Consider the following 21476-nt stretch of genomic DNA (forward strand, 5'->3'; position numbering starts at 1 on the left):
ACGAGATCAGCCCCGCCGCGGACGGAAGCGCACCGAGGGCCTGCCCTGCGGCCCGTCCGGTGTCACGACGGAGCGCACCCGGTAGACGTCGGCGATCAGCCCCTCGGTGATCACCTCCGCCGGGGTGCCGCCCGCGACCACCCGCCCCTCGTTCATCACCACGATCCGGTCGCAGTACATCGCGGCCAGGTTGAGGTCGTGCAGGGCGACGACGGCGGTCAGCGGCAGCGAGGTGACCAGGGACAGCAGGTCCAGCTGGTGCTGGATGTCCAGGTGGTTGGTCGGTTCGTCCAGCAGGAGTTCCCGTGGCCGCTGGGCGAGCGCGCGGGCGATCTGGACGCGCTGGCGCTCCCCGCCGGAGAGCGTGTGCCAGGACTGGTCGCGGCGTTCGGTGAGACCGGTCCGCGCCAGGGCCTCGCGCACCGCCGTCTCGTCCTCCGCCGTGGGCGCGGACCAGGCGCGGCGGTGCGGGATGCGGCCCAGGCGTACGACGTCCAGGACGCTCAGCTCGACCTGGGTGACGGCGTGCTGGTCCACCACCGCCACCCGTCGGGCCACCGTGCGGCGGCCCACGGCGGCCAGCGGATCGTCGTCGAGCGTGACCGTGCCCGCGTCCGGGGCCAGGACTCCGGCCAGGATCCGCAACAGGGTGGACTTCCCGGAGCCGTTCGGGCCGATCAGCCCGATGGTGGCGCCGGGCGGCGGAGCGAGCGAGACGCCGTCCAGGATGAGGCGGCCGCCCGCCTCCCGGCTGACCCGGTCGGCCCGCAGACCGCCGGGGACGGCCGGGGTCATGAGGTCCGCCCGGTGCGGTGGAGGACCACCACGAAGGCGGGAACCCCGATCAGGGCGGTGACGACGCCCACGGGGACCTCCTGCGGGTCGAGGACGGTCCGGGCGAGCGTGTCGACCCAGACCAGGAACACGGCCCCGGCGAGCGCGGTGACCGGCAGCAGTCGGCGGTGTCCGGGGCCGGTGAGCGCCCGGGCCGCGTGCGGCAGCACCAGTCCGACGAATCCGATGGCGCCGGCCGAGCTCACGAGTGCGGCGGTCAGCAGCGCGGTGGTGCACAGCAGGATGACGCGGGTCCGGCCGACGTGGACGCCGAGGGTGGCTGCCGCGTCCTGACCGAAGGCGAAGGCGTCGAGCGTGCGGGCATGGCCGAGGCAGATGAGCAGGGTCACGGCGAGCACGGCGGAGCAGATCCACACATCGCTCCAGCCGACGCCTCCGAGCGAGCCCAGCAGCCAGAACAGCACCCCGCGGGTCTGCTCGGCGTCGGCGGCGGTCATCACGACGAAGGAGGTGAGCGCGGAGAAGAGCTGCATGGCCGCTACCCCGGACAGCACCACCCGGTCGGTGCTGCCGCCGAGGCTGTGGCTGAGCAGCATGACGAGGGCGAAGGAACACAGCGCACCGGTGAACGCCCCGGCCGACAGGGAGACCGCTCCCCCGCCGACGCCGAGGACGACCACCACGACCGCACCGGTCGAGGCCCCGGAGGAGACCCCGAGGACGAACGGGTCGGCGAGCGGATTGCGCAGCAGCGACTGCATCACGGTGCCGCAGACCGCGAGCCCCGCGCCGCAGACGGCGGCGAGCAGGGTGCGCGGCATGCGCAGGTTCCAGATGATGCCGTCGCGGATCGGGCTGAGCCCCGGCTCACCGGCACCGAGGTGGGACGCGACCGTGGACCAGACATCGGCGACGGAGATCCGGGCCGGGCCGATGGTGACGGCCACCGCGATCGACGCGGCGAGCAGCAGGAGCCCGCCGGCCCACAGGAGCCCGCCCCGGAGACGCCTCGGGGCCGGACGGGCGTACCCACCCGCGTCCTCGCGCGGCGCCGCGATCCGTTCGGTGTCCGTCACCCCGCGAGCCCGAAGGTACGCAGCCCGGCGGCGACGCGCTCCACGCCCTCGACGGTCCGGATGGTCGGGTTCATGGCCTGGCCGCTGAGCAGCACGTAGCGCTTGTGCCGGACGGCGGCCATGTTCTTCGTGGCGGGGTTCGACTCCAGGAAGGCGATCTTCTTCGCGGCGCTCTCGGCGGTCTGCGACCTGCGGGTCAGGTCGCCGATGACCAGCACGTCCGGGTCGCGGTCGGCGACCGTCTCCCAGTTGACCTGCGGCCATTCCTCGTGGGTGTCGTCGAGGACGTTCCTCGCGCCGAGTTCCCGGGTGATGATGCCGGGGGCGCCGCAGCAGCCGGCCAGGTACGGGGCCTCGGAGTTGGCGAACCAGTACATCAGGGTGACTCCGGAGGCATCGATGGCGCTCCTTGCCTTCCTGACCCGGGCGCGCAGCTCGGCGACGAGCTTCTCGCCCCGGCCGGGAACGCCGAAGACCGCAGCCAGCTCACGCACTTCGGTGTAGACGCTGTCCATGGTGAGGGCGCCGGTGCGGACCCCGTCGCCGTCCTTGCTGTTGTCCTTGGCGGTGCAGTCGGCGGGCGAGACGTAGGTGGGGACGCCGAGCTCCTCGAACTGCTCGCGGGGGGCGACACCGCCCTTGGCGAGGGTCGACTCGAAGGAGGCGCTGACGAAATCGGGCTCCAGGTCCAGCACCTTCTCCGACGAGGGGCGGTTGTCGGCGATCCTCGGTACGCCGGCGTTGGCCTTCTCCAGCCCCTTCAGCACCGGGTCGGTCCAGGTGGCCGTGGCGGCCAGCCGGTCGGCGAGACCCAGTGAGAGCAGGATCTCGGTCGATCCCTGGTCGACCGCAACGGCGCGCTTGGGCGCCGATTTCACGGTGACGGTCCGTCCGCAGTTCTCCAGGGTCACCGGATAGCCCTCGCCGCCGGACGTGGCGGAGGTGCTGTCCGTGCCGCCGCCGCAGGCCGTCAGCAGGATCAGTGCGACGGTGAGCAGGGCGGCGGAACGGGCGGGGCCGGCTATGGGCGGCACGGAGTACCTCGGCGTCTCTGGGCCCATGCGCGGGGCCCGCTGTACGGAGTTCCGCGGCCCGGTACCGGACCGCGGGTGCCAGCAGGTCTTCGGACTCGGGTTCAAGCGGACGGGACGCCTTCCCGGGAAACCGTGGGTCTCCCAGTGGCCGTGGCCCCGCCCGTCCCCCTCACCGCTGCGCGTCAGTTCCGGATTCACACCGGATTCCCTGACCCCTACGTGGAGTTCGACTGGCTCGGGGCACGCTACCACGAGCCTCCGCGCAGCTCAGCGGCGGTTCGCACCGGTGCCCGGGGGCGGCGGGGCGGCCGGGGCGGGGGGCCGCCCCGCCGCCCCGGCGCCGGAAGGTCAGATCGGCCTCGCTCCGGTCACGCCTTGGGGCGAACCGATTCGCCACCAGGGACGCGCTGCCCCTCGCACCACCAGGAGAGCACGGCCGCGGTCCCCCAGAAGGCCAGCAGGACGATACGGACGCCCAGGCGCCCGGCCACGGCCGCCACCCGGTGCGACAGCACGCCGGCTCCCGGCCGCGCTGTGCCCGTCATCGCGCGCCCCCGGCGGGTTCCCGGGCGGCCGCGGTGTGCCAGGAGGCGCCCGGATCGTCGTACGCGTCCGCGTAGCGAGCACCCGTGATGGGCCAGTCGGCGAGCAGTTCCCGGGGCAGGGCGAAGGACTCGGCGAGTTCCGGGAGACGGCCGCTCACGGCGGCCACGAGCTGCTCGGTGGCATCGGTGAGCCCGTCGACCTGACCGGCGGTCAGATGGCCGGCGGCGAGCAGGTCCCCGCTGTTGCGCGCGACCCAGCGCAGAGCGAACAGCCGGGCCAGTTCGCCCAGCCGCTCACGGGCCTCACCGTCGGGCAGGGCCGTGAGCGCGCTGTCGTACGCCAAGGCCGCCTGCCGGTACGCATGCGCCTCGACCCCTCTCAGCGCGGGACCGGACGCGGCGTTCCACCGCTCCAGTGTGCCGCCGTCCGGCACCCGCGCCATCCGTGCGGACGCCCTGGCGAACCAGAGGCGCTCCACCTGGTCCAGGAGCCGGCCCAGGAACCGCAGGTCGGTGAGGTCGGCGTCCGGGGGGCCGGCGGCCGGTTCCTCCTGCGGGTCGCGTGCCGCATCGAAGAGCAGCTGGGCGGCCGCCCTGGAGTGGATGGCCAGGTTGTCGCCCTCGGCGGTGATGGCGCCCTCGATCCCGGTGACGAGTTCGGTCATCCCGTTGTTCTCCAGCAGCCCCTGGGCGCCGCACCGTTCCCGGCATTCGACGATCACGGAGCGGGCCTGCCAGGTGATCCATCCCTTGGCGATGTCGACCAGCCGCTCGGCCGCCTCCCGTTCCGCCGGAGGGCGCGCCGCCGCCTCCTCCCACCGGTCGAGTACGCGCCGGTGCAGCAGGCTCATCGCGAAGACGGTGGCCATGGCCTCGGCGAGCGGACCGTGGTGGCTGCGGTAGGCGACCACCGGCACCGGCGGCGAGGTGCGGCCCCCCGAGACGAAGCGGTGGCCGCCGTAGCGGACGGCGACGGCCAGCGTGGCCCGTGCGGAGCCCACCGCACTGGCGCTCATGCAGATCCGGCCTGTGGTGACCCTGCGGATCGAAGCGAGGAAGCGGCGCCTGCGCCCCTCGATGTCGCTGCGGAACACCCCGTCGTCGCCGACCCGCCCCTGCGCGCCGCCCAGCAGCGCCCCGCGGTCGACGAAGACCTGGTCGAACGAGGTCAGGCAGTGGTCGACCGGACTGCCCATCCGTGCGGGGAGGCGGCGAACCCGGACCCCGGGCAGGGCCCGGGACGCGTCCGTGAGCGGCACCAGCAGCAGGAACACGCCCTGGTCGGCGCCGTCGACGATCAGCCGCGCGGCGACGAGTCCCGACTTCGGGCCGCCGGCCGGGCTGGTGTTGGGCATGAACTTCTGTGCGCCGCAGTGCGGGGTGTGCAGGACGAACCCGTCCCGGCCGGGGTCGTAGGTGGCGGTCGTCTCGACGGCGGCCGCGTCGTTGCCGTGCGCCACCTCCGTACAGAGGAAGGTGCCGATCCGTCGCAGCCGGAGGAAGTCCGACAGATCGCGAGGGGTGTCGGGGTCGTGGTCCAGGAGGCTGCCGAGGAAGAGGTTGTAGTGGATGCCCGCGACGGTGGCGAGTGCCGGGTCCACCGGGGCGATCCACTCGTGCAGAGCGGCCAGGGCGCGTGGGTCGGCCGCCGGGCGGGCGGCGCTGTCCAGGGCGTTGTTGAGTGCGCGCAGCCGTGCGTGGGCGAGGGCGAGGCGCTCGTCGGGGGTGGGTCCGCAAGGCGGCCAGGCCGGCCGGCGGAACGGCTCGGTGGCGACGAGCCGGCGCCAGAAGCCGTGCTCGCGACGGGCGTCCGGCCCGAGGAGCACGGTGGTGAGCAGGTCGGTGGCCGGCCCCGTTCCGGGACCCGAGGGTTCAGCACTGTCGAAAACGGTGTTCATGAAAGCGGGAACGACCAGGAAACGTCCGAGACACTCCACTCTCGGCGTCCGCACCGGTTTCCCCGCGTCCGTCGGGGCCGGCCGACGGTGGCCCGGCCGCCGGCCGGTCGCCTGTATGCAGCAATCCGCCGCGCTGTACGGGCCGGCAGGGCATCCCCTTGGGTCATGGAACGGCACCCTGACCAGCCGCCGGCACAGGACGAGCACGCGGAACTCGAGGCCCTGCGTGCGAGGGTGGCGCAGCTGGAGGCCCGCGCCCCGGCCCGCTCACGGCTGCGCCCGCGTTCGTTCCTCGCGGCCCTGCTGATCCTGGTGGCGGCGGTGCTCACCCCGTTGAGCGTCCTGTCCAGCTGGGCGAGCGAGGTGGCCGGGGACACGGACCGCTATGTGGAGATGATGGAGCCGCTGGCCTCCGACCCCGATGTGCAGGCGGCGGTGACGAAACGCGTCACCGATGCCGTCATGGCGCATCTCGGCACCGAGGCGCTGCTGGCGGACGTCGCCCCGGCCGACCGCCCCGTGGTGGACAAGGCGCTGACCAAGCTCGGCGGGCCGCTCACCACGGGCGTGCGGACCTTTGTGCACGGCACCGTGGAACGGTTCGTCACCAGCGAGGGCTTCGAGCGGGTCTGGAGCGGCCTCAACAGGTCCGCCCACAGCTCCGTCGTGAAGGCCCTGACCGGTGAGGGCGGCGGCGCGGTGGAACTGAACGGCGACACCGTCACCCTGGACCTCGCTCCCGTCATCGACCGGGTGAAACAGCGGCTCGTCGAGCGCGGTCTGACGGTCGCCGGGAAGATCCCCGAGATCCACACCGACTTCACCCTCCTGACCTCGGACTCGGTGGGCAAGGCGAAGAGCGGGTTCCGGGCGCTCGAACTCCTCGGCTTCTGGCTGCCCGTGTTCACCCTGCTGGTCGCGGCGGCCGGGGTGCTGCTCGCGGTGCGCCGCCGACGGGCGCTCGTCACCGCGGCGCTGGCGGTGGCGGTGGGTGCCGCACTGCTCGGGCTCGGGCTGTGGGCGGGGCGCGCGTTCTATCTCGACAGCCTGCCCCCGGACGTCTCGCAGCCGGCGGCGGGGGCCGTGTTCGACGCGCTGGCGGGCTACCTGCGCGCCGGGGTCCGGCTGGTGGTCACCGTCGGCGCGGTGGTGGCGCTCGCCGCCTGGCTCACGGGCCGGGGCCGCGCGGCGACCCGGGTCATGGCGATGTGGAGCGGTGGCATCGGGGCCGTGCGGGACGCGGCCGGTTTCACCGGCGGTCCGGTCGGCAGGTGGGTGCACCGGGCCAGGCGGCCGTTGAACTGGACGGTGGTCGTGGTGGCCGTCGCGGTGCTGCTGGCGTGGGACCGGCCGACGGACCTGGTCACCGTGTGGATCGCCCTGTGCGCCCTGTTCGCCCTGGCGGTCGTCGAGTTCCTCGACGACGACAGCGCCCCGCGTCCGGCGGCGACGGGTTAGCCCGGCCGCGGCAGGGCCACCGGGCGAGACCCGGGGCGGGCGGCGGACGGTGTGGCGCCGCCGCCCCCAGGGGCACCGCTCGCTCACATCCGGCGGAGCGCCGCGTCCAGTTCCGCGGCGTCCGGCGGGTTGGCGCCTGCCCGGGCGACCGTGACGGCCGCCGACGCCGCGGCGTGCCGCAGGACGTCCGTCACGGTGGCGCGGTCCAGTGCCCGCAGCCGCTCCCGGCCGGCCGCTCCGAGCAGTCCGTGTGCGGCGAGCGCGTGCAGGGTGCCGGACATGAAGGCGTCCCCCGCCCCCACCGTGTCGACGACCTCCACGGGGAGCGCGTCGACCGTCACCGGTCCGGCGGGCAGGACCGCACAGGCTCCGGCGCCGCCCCGGGTGACGAGGACGACGGCCGGCCCGGTGGCGAGCCACCGTTCGGCGGCCTTGACCGGGTCCTCGCCGGGGTACAGCCACTCCAGGTCCTCGTCGCTCGCCTTGACGACATCGCTGAGTGCCACGCAGAGCTCGGCCTTGCGCACGGCGGCCTCGTGGTCCCCCATCAGCTCCGGTCGCACGTTGGGGTCGTAGCTGACCGTCGCCGAGGCCCGCAGCGACTCGACGGCGGCGACGACCGTGGCCGCGCCGGGTTCCGTGACCGTCGCGATCGAGCCGGTGTGCACATGTGCGGGCTGCCGTTCCAGGGCGACCGGGCCGAGCGTCCAGGTGATCTCGAAGGTGTACGTGGCCCGGCCCGCGCCGTCCAGGGTCACGGCGGCGGACGGGGTGGGGGCGGCTGAGCCGTCCGTGCGGACGTCCACCCCGGCTCCGGTCAGGTGGTCGCGGAGCAGCCGCCCGTTGCGGTCCGCTCCGAGCTGGGTGAGCAGGGTCGCGCCGTGTCCGAGTCGGGCCAGTCCGTAGGCGACGTTGGCCGGGCTGCCGCCCGGGTGGACCCGGGCGGCGGCACCGGGCGACCGGACGATGTCGGCGACGCACTCGCCGATGACCAGCAGATCGATCGTGTCGGGCATGAAGGTGATGTCTCCTGTGGTGCGGTGGCGTAGGCGTCGCGGCGGACGGCTCCGCCGGCGAACGCGTCGAGCCCGATCCTGCCGTGTGCGGTCCGCTTCGTCCGGCACCCGGTCGCCCGGGGCCCGGTGCCGGCCGGCCCGAGCGGGCTTGTCCTGGAGCCTGCCTACGCCGCCAGCGCGTCGGCCACGAGGGCCAGGAACCGTGCGTGGGCCCGGGCGCTGCACACCGGCTCGGGGTTCCAGGGCACCACGCGCACGGAGTTATTGACCGACGCCCACGGCCCGTCGGACGGGAGCTCGTCGAGCGCGGTGGCGTGGGCCCGGATGTCGGCGAGCACGACCGCCGGCCTCAGCGCGGCGGCCTCGGCCCAGCCGACCGTGGACCAGTTGGCGCCGGGCCCCTCGGCGGGTTCCAGCAGGCCGACTCCGAGCTCGGCCAGCACCCGCAGCTCGGGCCACATACGGGGGCGGGCCAGATGCGCCTGTTCCTGGCCGGCCGGTGACAGGGCGAGGACCCGCGCCCTGTCCGGGCCCGAGGTGAGGGCGCGCAGCCGGCTCCGGGCCGCGTCCAGTTCCCGGGTGGCCTCCGCGGGCTCCTCGGCGCCGAGCGAGCGGGCCAGCTCGGCGAACCGGTCGCCGATCCGGGCCAGGGTGCGTCCCTGGCCCACATCGATGACGACGACCGGAAGGTGCTCCTCCAGGTGCTTGGCCGTCTCCGGGTCGAGGCCGTAGACCTGACCGCCGCCGTAGCTGACGGCCACCACGAGGTCCGGTCCTCCCCTCAGCAGCGTCTCCACGTCCAGCGCGGCGCCCGCCCCGGCGTACGCGACGTCGGCCAGGGGCAGTGATCCGGTCTTCGCCGCGTCCGGCGCCGCCGGATCGTCGTGCCCCGAGCCGAATATCCCGCTCGGGCGGATGCCGTGGTCCCACAAGGTCGCACCGGCCTGGACGTAGGCGAGGACCCTCGTCGGGCGCCTCCCGGCAGTCGACACCTGTCCACGGTCGTCGGAGAATTCCCACACGGTCCGCTCCCTCACGTCACACACCTCTCGCCGCCGTCTCCCGCCCCCCGGCGCGGTCTCGTCCCGGACTACCTGCCCAGCCAACCGGCGTGGCACCCACGGCACCGGCGAACGGCTACAGATCCGCCGCCGTGGACCGTACGAGGTAGGTGACGGGCCCGGGGTCCGGGACCTCGGTCTCGGTGAAACCGAGCCGGTCGTAGAACGCCCTGGCCGGGGTGTTGGCCGTGAGCATGCACAGGTGCACCCCCGCGACCCCCTTGGCGTCCAGGGCCTCGAGGAAGGCGCGCATCAGCTCCCTCCCGTACCCCTTGCGCTGCCAGTCGGGCAGCAGGTCGATGTGCAGGTGGGCCGGGTACTCCGCCAGTTCGGGCAGAACCATGCGCTCCGGGTTGTGCAGGAGTCCGATCATCTCGTCCGCGGGGCTGCGCGGTTCTCCGTCCGGCTTCGGGTAGCGGTCCTCGACCAGCGGCAGCCAGCGCTCGCGGTACTCCGTCACGAAACGCGGGGTGTCGGCCGTCCCGAGGATGTAGCCGACCGCCCGGCCCGTCCCGTCGTCGATGACGAAGGCCAGGTCGGGTTCGAGGTGGGCGTACGGCGCGGCGAAGATCGACGGCATCAGCTCCAGGTCCGGGTACAGGTGCCGGGAGTCGCCGCCGTTGTCGGCCGTCCTGACACAGATGTCGGCGAGGGCCGCGCGGTCGTCGGATCGGTAGGCCCGCAGGCCGGGAAGCAGGGTCACCACCTCATCCTGCCGACCCTGGGAGCGCTCCCACAAGGTGCGGGGAAAGATTTCGTCGAACACGGCCGTGTTCCGTGTCGATCCCGGCGGCAGCCGTTCGTATAGAGGGTGAGAGGCCGGCACGGCGCCGGCTTCGCACCCGAGGAGGCACACCATGAAGCACTATCTGCTCAGCGTGGTCACACCGGCCGACGGCGTTCCGCCCGCCCCCGAGGAGCTGGCACAGATCATGCGGAGGGTCGAGGGCTTTCACCGGGAGCTCCAGGAGGCCGGGGCCTGGGTCTTCGACGGCGGCCTGAGCGCACCGGGCACCGCCACCGTCGTGCGGCCGAAGGACGGCGACACGGTGCTCACCGACGGTCCGTACGCGGAGGGCAAGGAGTACCTCGGCGGCCTCAGCATCATCAAGGCGCCCGACCTGGACGCGGGGCTGGACTGGGGCCGCAAGGCCGCGCTGGCCATCGGACTGCCCATCGAGGTCCGCCCGTTCGAGGGTGAAGTGGAGGGCTGATGGCGGGCTCGACCGCCCGGTCCGCCCAGGACCGCGGACCGGACGGAGCCGCCGTGCCGGCGGCGGAGATCGAACGGCTCTTCCGTTCGGAGTACGGGCGGTGCGTGGCCGTGCTCGTCGGCGCCTTCGGCGACATCGACCTCGCCGAGGAGGCGGTGCAGGAGGCGTTCACCACCGCGCTCGGCCACTGGCCGGAGACCGGGGTGCCGCCCGCACCGGCCGGCTGGATCATCACCACCGCCCGCAACCGCGCCGTCGACCGGCTGCGCCGCGAGGCCTCGCGGGCCGGCCGGCACGCCCAGGCCGCACTGCTCGCAGCCCGGGACGAACCCGCCGAGGAGGGCCCCGTGCGAGATGACCGGCTCCGCCTGATGTTCACCTGCTGTCATCCGTCGCTCTCCACCGCCGCCCAGGTGGCCCTGACCCTGCGGCTGCTGGGCGGCCTCACCACCGCCGAACTGGCGCGTGCGTTCCTGGTTCCGGAGCCGACGATGGCGCAACGGCTGGTGCGGGCGAAGGCCAAGATCCGCGATGCCCGGATCCCCTACCGGGTGCCGGCGGAGGCCGATCTGCCCGAGCGGGTCCGCTCGGTCCTCGCCGTCGTCTACCTCGTCTTCAACGAGGGCTACAAGGCCGGTGCGGGTGACCGGCTGGTGCGTGCGGACCTGTGTGCGGAGGCCGTCCGCCTCGGCCGGCTGCTCGCCGGGCTGATGCCCGACGAACCGGAGGCCGTGGGACTGCTGGCCCTCATGCTGCTCACCGAGTCGCGCCGCCCCGCGCGGTCGGGGCCGCGGGGCGAACTGGTGCCGCTGGACGAGCAGGACCGGGGACTGTGGGACCGGGAACTGATCGCCGAGGGGCAGGCGCTCGTCCGCCAGTGCCTGCGCGGGGGCCGCCCCGGGCGGTACCAGATCCAGGCCGCGGTGAACGCGGTGCACAGCGACGCGGCGGTCGCGGCGGACACCGACTGGCGGCAGATCCTGCGGCTGTACGACCAGCTGCTGGCCGTGGATCCGAGCCCGGTGGTGGCGCTGAACCGAGCGGTGGCGGTGGCCGAGGTGGCGGGGCCGCGGGAGGCGCTCGCGCTCCTCGGCGGGCTGGAGCTGGACGGCTACTACGTGTTCCACGCCGTACGGGCCGATCTGCTGCGCAGGCTCGGCCGCTCCGCCGAGGCGGCCGCCGCCTACGAGGCGGCCGCCGGGCTCACGGACAACGAGGCGGAGCGGGACTTCCTGCTGCGCCGCCGCGCCGGCCTGTCCGCCAGCTGACCGGGACCCGCGGTTTCTACGGCACGGCACCGGCACCGGCCGGGCACGCCGAACGCGTGAAGGGTGCGTCGTCCGGCCGGGCGGTCAGTCGTTGACGGCCGTCAGCAGCACCACGGCGTCCTCCAGGGCGAGCAGCCCGTGCCGTTCCTGGGCGATGGGGTGCAACTGCCCGGCGGCGAGTTCCACGTCACCGGACGCGGCGGTGAGCCGCACCGAGCCGCGCAGCACCTGCAGGGAGGCGGCGGGCGGGGCGTTGTGCTCGTCGAGGGCGCTGCCCGAGGTCAGCGCGATGACGGTCTGGCGCAGCGGGTCCTGGCGGAGCAGGAGGTGGGCGCTGCGGCCGTGCGGGGAGGTGCGGGCCGCGGCCAGGTGCTCGTCGGCGAGGGCATGCAGATCGTTCGGTGCGTCCATACGCCCCACTGTGCCGCAGCCCTCGCTCCCCCGCGAACCTGCCGGGCCCGGCCGTGCGGCGCGCGGCCGGGTCCGTCGACGGGTACGTGCTCGGCCGGACGGTCAGCCGCGCAGCCAGACCGCGGTGTCCTGCGGCAGCCTCCCCGCCCCGTCGAGGGGGCCGCTGGCCAGGAGAATCTTGGTGTACGAGGGCAGTTCGGCGGCGTCGGCGCCCAGGTTGACGACGCAGACGAGACCGTCGCCCCGGGTGAAGGCGAGCACCTCGGGCGCCGCTTCCAGCCAGGTCAGCCGGCGCACCCCGGGCTCTCCCGCCGTCTCGAACCCCGATTCGGTCCGGCGCAGCCGCAGGGCCTCTCGGTACAGGGTGAGCATCGAGTCCGGGTCGCCGCTCTGGAGGTCGGCGGCGTACGCGGCCCAGCCGGCCGGCTGGGGCAGCCAGGGTTCCACGGTGGCGCCGAAGCCGGCGTACGCCTCCCGCGCCGCCCAGGGCAGGGGGACCCGGCAGCCGTCGCGTCCTGGATCGGTGCCGCCCTTGCGGAAGTGCATCGGGTCCTGGATGCGGTCCAGCGGGATGTCGGCCTCCGGCAGTCCGAGTTCCTCGCCCTGGTAGAGGTAGGCGGCGCCGGGCAGGGCCAGCGAGAGGAGGGCCGCGGCGCGCGCCCGCCGGGTGCCGAGGGCGAGGTCCGTGGGGGTGCCGAAGGTCTTCGCGGCGAAGTCGAACCCGGTCTCCGCACGGCCGTAGCGGGTGACGGTACGGGTCACGTCGTGGTTGCACAGGACCCAGGTGGCCGGCGCGCCGACCGACGCGTGCTCGGCGAGTGTGTCGTCGATGGCGGTCCGCAGCATCGCCGCGTCCCACGGGCAGGCCAGGAAGTTGAAGTTGAAGGCGGTGTGCAGTTCGTCGGGCCGCAGGTAGCGGGCGAACCGCTCGGTGTCCGGGAGCCACACCTCGCCGACGAAGACGCCGCCGTACTCGTCGGCGATGGCGCGCCAGGAGCGGTAGATGTCGTGCAGTTCGTCACGGTCGACGAAGGGGTGCGGGCCGCTGCCCGGAACGAAGTCGGGCAGGGCGGGGTCCTTGGCGAGCAGGGCGGCCGAGTCGATCCGTACGCCCGAGACACCGCGCTCGAACCAGAAGCGCAGTACTTCCTCGTGCTCCTGGCGGACCGCCGGGTGTGCCCAGTTGAGGTCGGGCTGCTGGGTGGCGAAGAGGTGGAGGTACCACTCTCCGTCGTCCAGGCGGGTCCACGGTGTGCCGCCGAATTCGGAGACCCAGTCGTTGGGCGGGATCTCGCCGTCGGCGCCGCGCCCGGTGCGGAAGTGGAAGAGGTCGCGCTCGGGGCTGCCCGAGCCGGCTTCGAGGGCGGCCCGGAACCACGCGTGCTGGTCGGACACGTGGTTGGGCACGATGTCGATGATGGTGCGGATGCCCAGTTCGCGGGCCTCGGCGATCAGCTTCTCGGCCTCGGCGAGGGTGCCGAACGCGGGGTCGATGGTGCGGTAGTCGGCCACGTCGTAGCCGCCGTCGGCGAGCGGTGAGAGGTACCAGGGGGTGAACCAGAGTGCGTCCACGCCCAGTTCGACGAGGTAGGGCAGCTTGGCCCGGACCCCCGCGAGGTCGCCGGTGCCGTCACCGTCACCATCGGCGAAGCTGCGTACGTAGATCTGGTAGATGGCGGCGTCTCGCCACCAGTTCGCGGTGGCCTCGGACGGACGGTTGGCTGCCACGTGGCGTTCCTTTCGGGCAGGTGGTACTCCGCCGCCGGCCCGGCGAGCGGGGCAGGACGGGAGAGCCGGCGGCGGAGTGCTGAGGGGAAGGCGGCCGGACGGGGCCCCGGCAGGGCGGGGCGCGGTCCTGGGGCGGGTACCAGGGGGGTCGCCCCTCAGCCCTTGAGGCCGCCCGCGGTCAGACCGCTCATGATGTTGCGCTGGAAGAGCAGGAAGATGAGCAGCGTCGGGATCGACGCGATGGTGAGAGCGGCGATGAGCACGTTCTCGGGTACGCCGCTGGCCAGCGAGTAGATGCCCACGTTGAGGGTCTGCTTGCTCGGGTCGGGCAGGGTGAGCATCGGCCAGAGGAAGTCCTTCCACACCCCGACGACGGCGAAGATGGAGACGACGCCGAGGATCGGCCGGGAGATCGGCAGGACGATCGAGCGCAGGGTGCGCAGGGGTGAGGCGCCGTCGATCGCGGCGGCGTCGAGGAGTTCACGCGGGATGGAGTCGAAGAACCGCTTCAGCAGGAAGATGTTGAAGGCGTTGGTGACCGACGGCAGCCAGATCGCCCAGGGCGAGTTGACCAGATTGCGCTGGAAGACCGGCACGTCCAGCACCGTGAGGTACTGGGGCACCACGAGCACGGTGGCCGGGATCATCAGGGTGGCCAGCATCATCCCGAGGATGACCTTGCCGAACACCGGTCGCAGTTTGGACAGCGAGTACGCGGCCGCGACGTCGAAGACGAGCTGGAACACGAGCGCGCCGAAGGCGTAGTACAGGGTGTTGAAGAGCAGCCTGGACAGGTCCATCACGGTCCAGGCCTGGCTGTAGTTCTCGGTGTGCAGTGAGCTGGGGAAGGCGGTGGGCGGGCTCTGTACGACTTCCTGGGTGGTCTTGAGGCCGCCGGTGACCATCCAGTACAGGGGCCCCAGGAAGGCCACCGTGAACAGGATGATCACCAGCGCGAAGACGGTCCAGTAGACGGCCTTGCCGCGGGGCCGGCCGAGCTGGGCCGGTGAGATGAGCGTCCGCTGGCGCCCGAGGTCCGCCGCGCGCCCGGCCCTGCGCCGGTCCGCTCCGCGCCCGCTTCCGCGCCGGGAGACTAGCGTGTTCGATGCCATGGTCGTGCTCCCGTCCTAGTCTTCGCTGCTGCGGCTCAGTCGTACGTACACCGCGGAGAATCCCGCGAGGACGACGAGCAGGACGAGGCCGAGTGCCGCCGCGCTGCCGTAGTTGTTGAAGTTGAAGGCGTACTGGTAGATGAGGTAGACGACGGTGGTGGTGGAGCCCTCCGGGCCGGCGCCGTTGGTGAGCAGGAAGGGTTCGGTGAAGACCTGCATCGTGGCGATGACCTGCATGAGCAGGAGCAGCGAGAGGATGAGCCGGGTCTGCGGGATGGTGACGTGCCAGACCTTGCGGAGCAGCCCCGCACCGTCGAGCTCCGCCGCCTCGTACAGCTCCCCCGGGATGCCCTGGAGGGCGGCCAGGTAGATCAGGGTGGCGCCGCCCATGTTCATCCAGGTGGCCGCGATGACGACCGAGAGCATGGCCGTGTCGGTGTCCTGGAGCCACTGCTGGGCCGGCAGGTGGAACACGTCCAGGACGCGGTTGAAGAGTCCGTATCCGGGGTCGTAGAAGTACTTGAACAGCAGGACGGAGGCGACCGGCGGCAGCATCACCGGGAGGTAGACCAGCAGCCGCAGATAGCCCTGACCGTGCCGGAACTCGTTGAGCACGACGGCGACGACGAACGGGACGAGGAAGCCGAGCAGCAGCGCCAGCACCGTGAAGAGCAGGGTGTTGCGCCAGGCCTGCCAGAACGCCGGGTCGTTGAAGACGTAGGTCAGGTTGGACCAGCCGGCCCAGGTGGTCTTCCCGTCCTCGGTCTTCTGGAAGGCCAGGACGAACTCCCTGACCATCGGGTACCAGGAGAAGAGCGAGAAGCAGAGCACCGCTCCGATCAGGAAGCCGTGAGCTGAGATGTTGCGGCGCACGGCGCGCAGGAACTCCTCGCGGGCGGAGTCCCGGCGGGCGGGGCCTGGATGTCCTGGACGAGGCGTGGTCGCCTTGTGCGAGGACAGGGTGGGGGCCGACATGGTGTCTCCTCGGTGCCGGTGAACGTGAGCGCAGTCGGACGGGTCCGGATGCGGGACCGGGTCCGCGTGACCCGGTCCCGCGCGTCCGTCACTGGTTCGCCAGCACCTGGTTGACCTGCTGTTCGGCGGTGGAGAGCAGCTTGTCGATGTCGGCGTCCTCGTTGGTCAGCACACCGGACATGGCGTTGTCGAGGATCTTGTAGATCTCCTGCGCCTTCGGCGGCTCGGCCTTTCCCTGGACGGGGTTGTCCATGAAGGCCTTGAAGTTCTCGATGGGCATCGACGCGTTGGCGGTGCGCGACGCGTCGTCCTTGGCCTTGCTGTCGCCCACGAAGAAGTTGGGCTGCGGAAGTCCGACGGGCAGTTTGTCGGCCTTGGTGCGGGCCCAGTCGAACTGGCCCTTGCCCGGGGTGAGGTTCTTGAAGTTCAGCCAGGCGACGGCGGCCTTGATCTGGTCGGGCGAACTGCCCTTCTTGATCATGTAGTTGTTGCCGCCGAACAGGGTTCCCTTGGCGCCGGGGATCGGTCCGAGGCCGAAGGTCTCGTACGAGGCGCCCAGTTGCTGCACCATGTAGGCGATGTCGTCGGGGGCGGCGAGGAACATGCCCAGCTTGTCGCTGGATATCTGCTTCTGCAGGTCGCCCCACTTCAGCAGCTGGGTCTTGCCCATGCTGTCGTCCTCCCAGCGCATGTCGTGCAGTTGCTGGAGGACCTGCTTGCCGGTGGCGTCGTTGAAGGCGGCCTTCTTGCCCGAGGCGTCGACGACGTCTCCTCCCAGGCCGTACTGGGTGGCGGCGAAGTGCCAGCCGCCGTTGTTGCCGGCGCTGTACTCGCCGAACCCGGCGATGCCCTTGCCCAGGCCCGCGATCTTCTTGGCCGCGGTGCGGACCTCGTCCCAGGTGGCGGGCGGGGTGTTCGGGTCGAGGCCGGCCTGCGTGAACAGCTTCCGGTTGATCATCAGGCCCATGGTGTAGTTGCTGGTCGGCAGGGCGTAGAGCTTGCCGTCCTTGCGGGCCACGTCGATGACCTGGGGCTGGATGTCCTTCAGCGCCGGCACGGTCTTGTCGTTGACGTAGCCGGAGATGTCCTCGGCTCCGTCGTTGTCCAGCACCTGCTGGAGGTCGGTGAAGTACGCGTAGAAGACGTCGGGTTGCGACTTGCCCTTCAGCATGGCGGTGAAGCGGGGCGGCTCGTTGCACTGTCCGGGGGTGGACTTTCCGTTGATCTTGACGTTCGGGTAGGTCTTGTTGAACGTCTTGATGTCCTCGTTCCACTCACGCAGCTCCGCGGCCTTGGCCGCCGGCGGCATGCAGTCGATCGAGATCGTCACCTTCGCCTTCGGGTCGAGCGGAGCCGAGGGGTCGGACGACCCCTTGGACGCATGGCCCGAGTCGTCGTCCTTGCTGCTGCTCGTGCCGCAGGAGGCGAGCGAGGTCAGGGCAAGTGCGGTGACAAGGGCAGCCGCACAGGCGCGGCTGGTACGGCGTGTGCGGCGCAACCCAGCACTTCTCATCGATGGTCCCCTTTGGGCATGAGCGTGGATGGCCCTCGGCCGGCTGACTGCCGGGGCGAGGCACACTCAACCAGCGCCGACATGTGAGCGCAATATCTCGCGCAGTTTTCGTAAAAGTTTGACAGTGCTTCGCACGCGGCGTGCGGTTGTCGACGCGCGCGCGGCACGGAGCGCCGTCCGGCGGACCGGACGGCGCCCTGGATCCGGTGCGTGCTACGGGTTGATGGTGATCTTCATGGTCGAGGTCGTGTTCTTCACGTCCTGCGCGTTGCCGCTGAGCTTCAGCCCGTTGAAGGTGACCTCACCGACGGCCGGTCCCTGGCCGGCCTCCGGCATCTCGTTGGCCCAGAGGCCGAAACCGGACTTGGCGTCGAAGGCGTCCCCGCTCTTGCGGGCCCCGGTGATCGAGATGTCGGTCAGGATCGTGTCCTTGATGGGGAACTGGGGCTGGCCTCCCACGTAGTTGGTCTGGAACATGATGCCGCTGTACGTCGGGTCGACGATGTCCACGTGGTTGATCCGGATGCCCTGGAAGACCTTGGACGCCGAGAACAGCCAGATGCCGGGGAAGGTCTGCGTGCCCCAGAAGTGTCCGCCGGAGCGGACCACCGACACGTTCTCGATCGTCGTCGGATCGGTGCCGAAGCCGTTCATCGGGTAGCCGAAGTCCAGCGAGCTGACGGTGATGCCGGAGTAGACGAGGGTGTCAGCGATGCGGATGTTGCGGAAGGTGTTCTGGTAGCCGCCGTAGACGGCCACTCCCGCCGCACGCCAGGTCAGGAGCGACGTGAGGTTCTCGTAGAGGTTGTTCTTCATGTCCGCGCCCCCGGAGTCGATCGCCGAGAACAGCGCGAAGCTGTCGTCGCCGGTGGCCCGTGACTCGTTGTTGACGACGTGGTTGTCCGTCGAGCCGTTGGTCATGTTGACGCCGTCGGCGAACGTGTCGCGGATGCGGGAGTTCTTGATGGTGATGTTGTCGGTGTTCGCGCCCCAGTAGAGGCATACCGTGTGCTCGTTCCAGACGTTGTCGATGACCATGCCCGAGACGTTGGAGAAGTCGAACACCTTGCCCGGCCCGTCGATGCGCGAGGTGTAGTTCCCGAAGTACGCGAAGTTGGCGAACATCGATCCGTTGGCGCCGGCGTCGGCCCGGAAGCCGATGTCGGTGTTCTCCTGGGTGGAGGGCGCGTGGAACCTGGTGTACCAGGGCCCCGCTCCGATGACCTTGACGGCCTTACCGTAGACCTGGAACTTGCTCGCGGTCGCGTAGTCACCCGCCGGCAGGTAGACCCCGATGAGCTTGCCCGTGGTGTCCATCCGGACCTTGTCCAGGGCGTTCTGGACGTCCTGGTGGGTGAAGCCGACCGGGACGGCGTAGGCGGCCGGGTCCGGGTTGGCGATCTGTGCCGCCTGCTCCAGGCTGACGAAGTCGATCGCGTAGGTGCTGGTGTTCGCGGCGTCCTTCTGCAGCCGGATCTTGCTGCCCGCCGGGACGGTCCTGCCCAGCAAGACGTTCGCCTCGTCGTAGATGTGCCGGGGTGATCCCGCGCCCGGGGAGTTCCCGGGACCGGTCTCGGCCCCGTACAGCCAGGCGTACTTCGAGGTGAGGTCGATGGCTTTGAGGAAGGTGCCGTCGACGTAGACGTTCAGCTTGGAGTCGATGCCTCCGCCGCCTGCGGCGTCGGGGATGGAGAAGCGGGTCACCAGGGAGTTGGTGCTCGCCCTGGTGGTGAACTCCACGTAGTTTCCGGTGCTGTTGAGCGTGACGGCCTTGCGGCCGGAAGCCTCGCCCGCGAGGTCCCCGACGGTCCGGTTCGGACCCACGACCTGCGCGCCGCCACCGGTGACGGCGTCCTCCGCCTCGTACATGTCGTAGGGCATGTCGGCGCCGCGGCCGACGAAGAGCGAGCTGGTGGAGGTGTTGTTGCCCCGCTTCACCGGGAGTTCGTTGGCATCGTCCGCGATCACGGTCCTGACGGTGTACGAGCCGTTGGACGCCGTCCAGTTGCCCAGGTTCACCGGGGCGCTCGTCGCACCGGCGGCGATCGCGCCGGTGTACGCACCGGTGAGGGTCTTCACCGTGGCGCCCTTGGAGTCGAGCAGGGTCAGCGTGACGGCGTGACCGCCGCCGGCGGACGCCACCGAGCCCTGGTTCTTCAGGGCGACGGAGAAGGTGACGTTCTGGCCGTCGGACGGGGCCGACGGAGAGGTGCTGACTCCGGTGGACACCAGGTCGGAACTGGCGACCGGCTTCACGACCAGGCCGGTCGCACTCGTGTAGGCGTTGTCGGTCTCGTTCTCCTCGATGATCTCGCCGGCCGGGTCGGCGACGGCACCGAGCGTGTACGTGCCCGCGTCACGCGGCCCGATCGCGGCGCTGACCTGCGTGGACGCCCCGGCGGCCAGGGCGCCGACGGACACCGTCGCGACCTTGGATCCGCCGAGCAGGAAGTCGAGCCTGCCGGCCGGCGCCGCGAGGGCGCCGCTGTTGCGGACCGTGGCCGTCAAGGTGACCGGATCCGACTCGACGGGCGCGGCCGGCGCCGCGGTCACCGAGCTGACCTGGAGGTTCGGATTGGATGCCGGCACGCCCCGCACCTGGAACTCCGCGACCTGACCGGCGGGCGCCCCGGTGTTGGAGGTGAACTTCAGCTGGACGTCCGCGACCCGGGCGGTGACCGGAATCGTCACCGCGTTGCCGCTGCCCGGGCTGAACGCGTAGTCCTTCGCGGGGACCAGACCGGTGAAGGACGAGGCGCTCTGCTCCCTGCCGAGGACCTGGATGTTCTGCGTCCTGGCCCCCCAGCTGCTGTCCGGGTTGAGCTTGACGACGACGCTCTCGGTGTCGGCGTTGGCACCCAGCTTCACCGTGAGGGTATGGGGGTATGCGCCCCCGGCACCCTCCCAGTAGGTGGTCAGCTGGTCGTCGTTGGCGTTCTCCGCGACGAAGGTGTGGACCACCGACGAGGCCGTGATGGGTTTGCCGACCGCCAGGTTGGAGCCCGCACCCGTGCTCCCGGTACGGGTGACGGTGCCGCTGTTCGCCGAAGCGTTGCCCGCGGCGTCCCTGGCCCGCACGTAGTACGACACGGTGGTGCCGGCCGGGCGGGTGTCGGTGAACGTGGTGACGTCCCCGGCCACGCTCGTCAACAGCGTGTTGTTCGCGTAGATGTCGTAGCCGGTGACGGCGGTGTCGTCCGTCGACGCCTTCCAGGTCAGCTTGATCTGCCCGGCGGCCGGCTCGGTGTACGCCAGCTGCGACGGGGCGGTGGGCGCCTGGTTGTCACCGGTGACGGGTCCGTAGATCTCCAGCTCGGAGACCTGCGCGCCCGGCTGGACGGTGTTGGCACTGACCAGTACCCGCACATAGCGGGTGGTCGTGGCGTCGAACGCGATCGTCGCCGACTCGCCCGCCGTCGGGCTGAAGCTGTACGCCTGGGACTGCGTCAGGTCGGTGAAGTCCGAGCCGTTGGAACTGCCCTGGATTTTCAGGGTCTGGCTGCGGGTCTCCCAGCCGTCCGGCAGACGCAGCACCACGCGGTCCACCCGCACCGAGGACCCGAGATCGGCCTGGATCCACTGCGGCAGATCGCCGTTGCGGCTCTCCCAGTAGCTGGCCACGTTGCCGTCGTTGGCGTGGGCGGCGACGTACGTCTGGGTGTAGCTGCTGGCCGTGAGCGTGCGTCCGGCTGCCAGGTTCACCGACGACTCGGCCGCGGCGCGCACCTCCAGCTCGGCGAGCTGGCCGTTCCTACACGCGGTGTTCGCGGTGATGTGCGCCCGTACGAACCGGGCCCGGGTGGCCGGGAAGGTGACGGTCACCTTGTTGGAGCTGCCCGGCGCGAAGGTGTAGGTGGCCGAGGTCTTGAGCGTGGTGAAACTGGTGCCGTCGGCGCTGCCCTGGATCGAGAGGGTCTGTCGGCGGCTCCTCCAGTCGGCGGGAAGCCTCAGGGTGACCTGGTCGACGCGGGTGACCTTGCCCAGGTCGCTCTGCACCCATTGGGGCAGGGCGCTGCCCGACCCCTCCCAGTACGTCGACCGGTCTCCGTCCGCGATGTTCGCGGCGGCTCTCCCGGCGGCGGAGCTGCTCGCCGCCGTCCGGTGACCGGCGGCGACGTCCGGGCCGCCGGCCGCCGACGCGTTGAGCGCCGGCCCGCCGACCATCAGCAGACTGGTGGTGAGGGTGGCGGAAAGAACCCGCCATCGTCGGCGTTGCGTTCTCATGTGTCCCCGATCTTCGGCCTCGGCGCAGGGGGCGCGACCGAGGCGCGGCTCTGACTGCGTACCCGTCGGCATGAATTTCTGCGCCCACGGGATGGACTTTTGCGTTTTGCGGTCAGAGAGTTGCAGAGAATTGAGAACCAGTCCACAG

17 protein-coding genes and 1 riboswitch are annotated in these 21476 nt (G+C 71.5%); of the genes, 3 read left to right on the forward strand and 14 right to left on the reverse strand.

Annotated elements, in window-relative coordinates:
- Nucleotides 1-6: 6 nt before the first annotated feature.
- From ABZ454_RS11790 to ABZ454_RS11810, 5 genes are all read right to left on the reverse strand, one after another.
- The gene (locus ABZ454_RS11790; RefSeq protein WP_359537436.1) at nucleotides 7-795 is read right to left on the reverse strand and encodes an ABC transporter ATP-binding protein; all 789 of its coding nucleotides are present in this window, start codon (nucleotides 793-795) and stop codon (nucleotides 7-9) included.
- Nucleotides 792-1784 carry an iron chelate uptake ABC transporter family permease subunit gene (locus tag ABZ454_RS11795; protein WP_359537492.1) on the reverse strand — a complete coding sequence of 331 codons (993 nt, stop codon included), beginning with the start codon at nucleotides 1782-1784 and terminating at the stop codon, nucleotides 792-794. The genes ABZ454_RS11790 and ABZ454_RS11795 overlap by 4 nt, the downstream gene beginning before the upstream one ends.
- Before the next feature lie 83 nt (nucleotides 1785-1867).
- Nucleotides 1868-2905 carry an ABC transporter substrate-binding protein gene (locus ABZ454_RS11800; RefSeq protein WP_359537438.1) on the reverse strand — a complete coding sequence of 346 codons (1038 nt, stop codon included), beginning with the start codon at nucleotides 2903-2905 and terminating at the stop codon, nucleotides 1868-1870.
- A 62-nt stretch (nucleotides 2906-2967) separates the two neighbouring features.
- A riboswitch (cobalamin riboswitch) is annotated at nucleotides 2968-3155 on the reverse strand.
- Between the two features lie 118 nt (nucleotides 3156-3273).
- Nucleotides 3274-3450: a hypothetical protein gene (locus ABZ454_RS11805; RefSeq protein WP_359537440.1), complete on the reverse strand. Its 177-nt coding sequence runs from the start codon at nucleotides 3448-3450 to the stop codon at nucleotides 3274-3276.
- Nucleotides 3447-5348, reverse strand: coding sequence for an acyl-CoA dehydrogenase (locus ABZ454_RS11810; RefSeq protein WP_359537442.1), 1902 nt, complete (start codon nucleotides 5346-5348; stop codon nucleotides 3447-3449). Before ABZ454_RS11810 ends, ABZ454_RS11805 begins: the two co-directional genes overlap by 4 nt.
- 165 nt (nucleotides 5349-5513) lie before the next feature.
- Between ABZ454_RS11810 and ABZ454_RS11815 the strand changes: the two genes are divergently transcribed.
- A complete protein-coding gene (locus tag ABZ454_RS11815; protein ID WP_359537443.1) occupies nucleotides 5514-6806 on the forward strand; it encodes a hypothetical protein in 1293 nt (430 codons plus the stop codon).
- Nucleotides 6807-6889: 83 nt separating this feature from the next.
- Here the strand turns inward: ABZ454_RS11815 and ABZ454_RS11820 are convergent, their stop codons facing one another.
- The 3 genes from ABZ454_RS11820 to ABZ454_RS11830 form a co-directional block, all read right to left on the reverse strand.
- Nucleotides 6890-7822: a carbohydrate kinase gene (locus tag ABZ454_RS11820; RefSeq protein ID WP_356321928.1), complete on the reverse strand. Its 933-nt coding sequence runs from the start codon at nucleotides 7820-7822 to the stop codon at nucleotides 6890-6892.
- A 164-nt stretch (nucleotides 7823-7986) separates the two neighbouring features.
- Nucleotides 7987-8859 (reverse strand): ABC transporter substrate-binding protein, encoded by an 873-nt coding sequence (locus tag ABZ454_RS11825; protein ID WP_359537446.1) that lies wholly within the window; start codon nucleotides 8857-8859, stop codon nucleotides 7987-7989.
- 100 nt (nucleotides 8860-8959) lie between these two features.
- Nucleotides 8960-9586 (reverse strand): GNAT family N-acetyltransferase, encoded by a 627-nt coding sequence (locus tag ABZ454_RS11830; protein WP_356321930.1) that lies wholly within the window; start codon nucleotides 9584-9586, stop codon nucleotides 8960-8962.
- Nucleotides 9587-9740: 154 nt separating this feature from the next.
- Here ABZ454_RS11830 and ABZ454_RS11835 point away from each other — a divergent pair, with 154 nt between their 5' ends.
- Nucleotides 9741-10097 (forward strand): YciI family protein, encoded by a 357-nt coding sequence (locus tag ABZ454_RS11835; RefSeq protein ID WP_356321932.1) that lies wholly within the window; start codon nucleotides 9741-9743, stop codon nucleotides 10095-10097.
- Nucleotides 10097-11365, forward strand: a complete 1269-nt coding sequence (locus ABZ454_RS11840) for a sigma-70 family RNA polymerase sigma factor (protein WP_359537448.1) — start codon at nucleotides 10097-10099, stop codon at nucleotides 11363-11365. The genes ABZ454_RS11835 and ABZ454_RS11840 overlap by 1 nt, the downstream gene beginning before the upstream one ends.
- 84 nt (nucleotides 11366-11449) lie before the next feature.
- On the opposite strand, the gene ABZ454_RS11845 is transcribed toward ABZ454_RS11840, so the two are convergent.
- From ABZ454_RS11845 to ABZ454_RS11870, 6 genes are all read right to left on the reverse strand, one after another.
- Complete coding sequence (locus tag ABZ454_RS11845) at nucleotides 11450-11776, reverse strand: cupin (RefSeq protein ID WP_356321934.1); 327 nt, start codon at nucleotides 11774-11776, stop codon at nucleotides 11450-11452.
- Nucleotides 11777-11878: 102 nt separating this feature from the next.
- A complete protein-coding gene (locus ABZ454_RS11850; protein ID WP_359537449.1) occupies nucleotides 11879-13504 on the reverse strand; it encodes a glycoside hydrolase family 13 protein in 1626 nt (541 codons plus the stop codon).
- Nucleotides 13505-13659: 155 nt separating this feature from the next.
- The gene (locus tag ABZ454_RS11855; RefSeq protein WP_356321936.1) at nucleotides 13660-14616 is read right to left on the reverse strand and encodes a carbohydrate ABC transporter permease; all 957 of its coding nucleotides are present in this window, start codon (nucleotides 14614-14616) and stop codon (nucleotides 13660-13662) included.
- Nucleotides 14617-14631: 15 nt separating this feature from the next.
- The gene (locus tag ABZ454_RS11860) at nucleotides 14632-15591 is read right to left on the reverse strand and encodes a sugar ABC transporter permease (RefSeq protein WP_356321937.1); all 960 of its coding nucleotides are present in this window, start codon (nucleotides 15589-15591) and stop codon (nucleotides 14632-14634) included.
- 88 nt (nucleotides 15592-15679) lie between these two features.
- Nucleotides 15680-17104, reverse strand: coding sequence for an extracellular solute-binding protein (locus ABZ454_RS11865; RefSeq protein WP_359537452.1), 1425 nt, complete (start codon nucleotides 17102-17104; stop codon nucleotides 15680-15682).
- Between the two features lie 213 nt (nucleotides 17105-17317).
- Nucleotides 17318-21328 carry a discoidin domain-containing protein gene (locus tag ABZ454_RS11870; protein WP_359537454.1) on the reverse strand — a complete coding sequence of 1337 codons (4011 nt, stop codon included), beginning with the start codon at nucleotides 21326-21328 and terminating at the stop codon, nucleotides 17318-17320.
- Between the last annotated feature and the right edge of the window lie 148 nt (nucleotides 21329-21476).

The organism is Streptomyces sp. NPDC005803 (genome assembly GCF_040630435.1).
GTDB lineage: Bacteria > Actinomycetota > Actinomycetes > Streptomycetales > Streptomycetaceae > Streptomyces.

Coding starts and splice junctions, on each gene's coding strand:
- ABZ454_RS11870 (WP_359537454.1), bottom strand. CDS start 21,328: ATGAGAACGCAACGCCGACGATGGCGGGTTCTTTCCGCCACCCTCACC.
- ABZ454_RS11845 (WP_356321934.1), bottom strand. CDS start 11,776: ATGGACGCACCGAACGATCTGCATGCCCTCGCCGACGAGCACCTGGCC.
- ABZ454_RS11840 (WP_359537448.1), top strand. CDS start 10,097: ATGGCGGGCTCGACCGCCCGGTCCGCCCAGGACCGCGGACCGGACGGA.
- ABZ454_RS11805 (WP_359537440.1), bottom strand. CDS start 3,450: ATGACGGGCACAGCGCGGCCGGGAGCCGGCGTGCTGTCGCACCGGGTG.
- ABZ454_RS11860 (WP_356321937.1), bottom strand. CDS start 15,591: ATGTCGGCCCCCACCCTGTCCTCGCACAAGGCGACCACGCCTCGTCCA.
- ABZ454_RS11855 (WP_356321936.1), bottom strand. CDS start 14,616: ATGGCATCGAACACGCTAGTCTCCCGGCGCGGAAGCGGGCGCGGAGCG.
- ABZ454_RS11865 (WP_359537452.1), bottom strand. CDS start 17,104: ATGAGAAGTGCTGGGTTGCGCCGCACACGCCGTACCAGCCGCGCCTGT.
- ABZ454_RS11810 (WP_359537442.1), bottom strand. CDS start 5,348: ATGAACACCGTTTTCGACAGTGCTGAACCCTCGGGTCCCGGAACGGGG.
- ABZ454_RS11835 (WP_356321932.1), top strand. CDS start 9,741: ATGAAGCACTATCTGCTCAGCGTGGTCACACCGGCCGACGGCGTTCCG.
- ABZ454_RS11790 (WP_359537436.1), bottom strand. CDS start 795: ATGACCCCGGCCGTCCCCGGCGGTCTGCGGGCCGACCGGGTCAGCCGG.
- ABZ454_RS11815 (WP_359537443.1), top strand. CDS start 5,514: ATGGAACGGCACCCTGACCAGCCGCCGGCACAGGACGAGCACGCGGAA.
- ABZ454_RS11820 (WP_356321928.1), bottom strand. CDS start 7,822: ATGCCCGACACGATCGATCTGCTGGTCATCGGCGAGTGCGTCGCCGAC.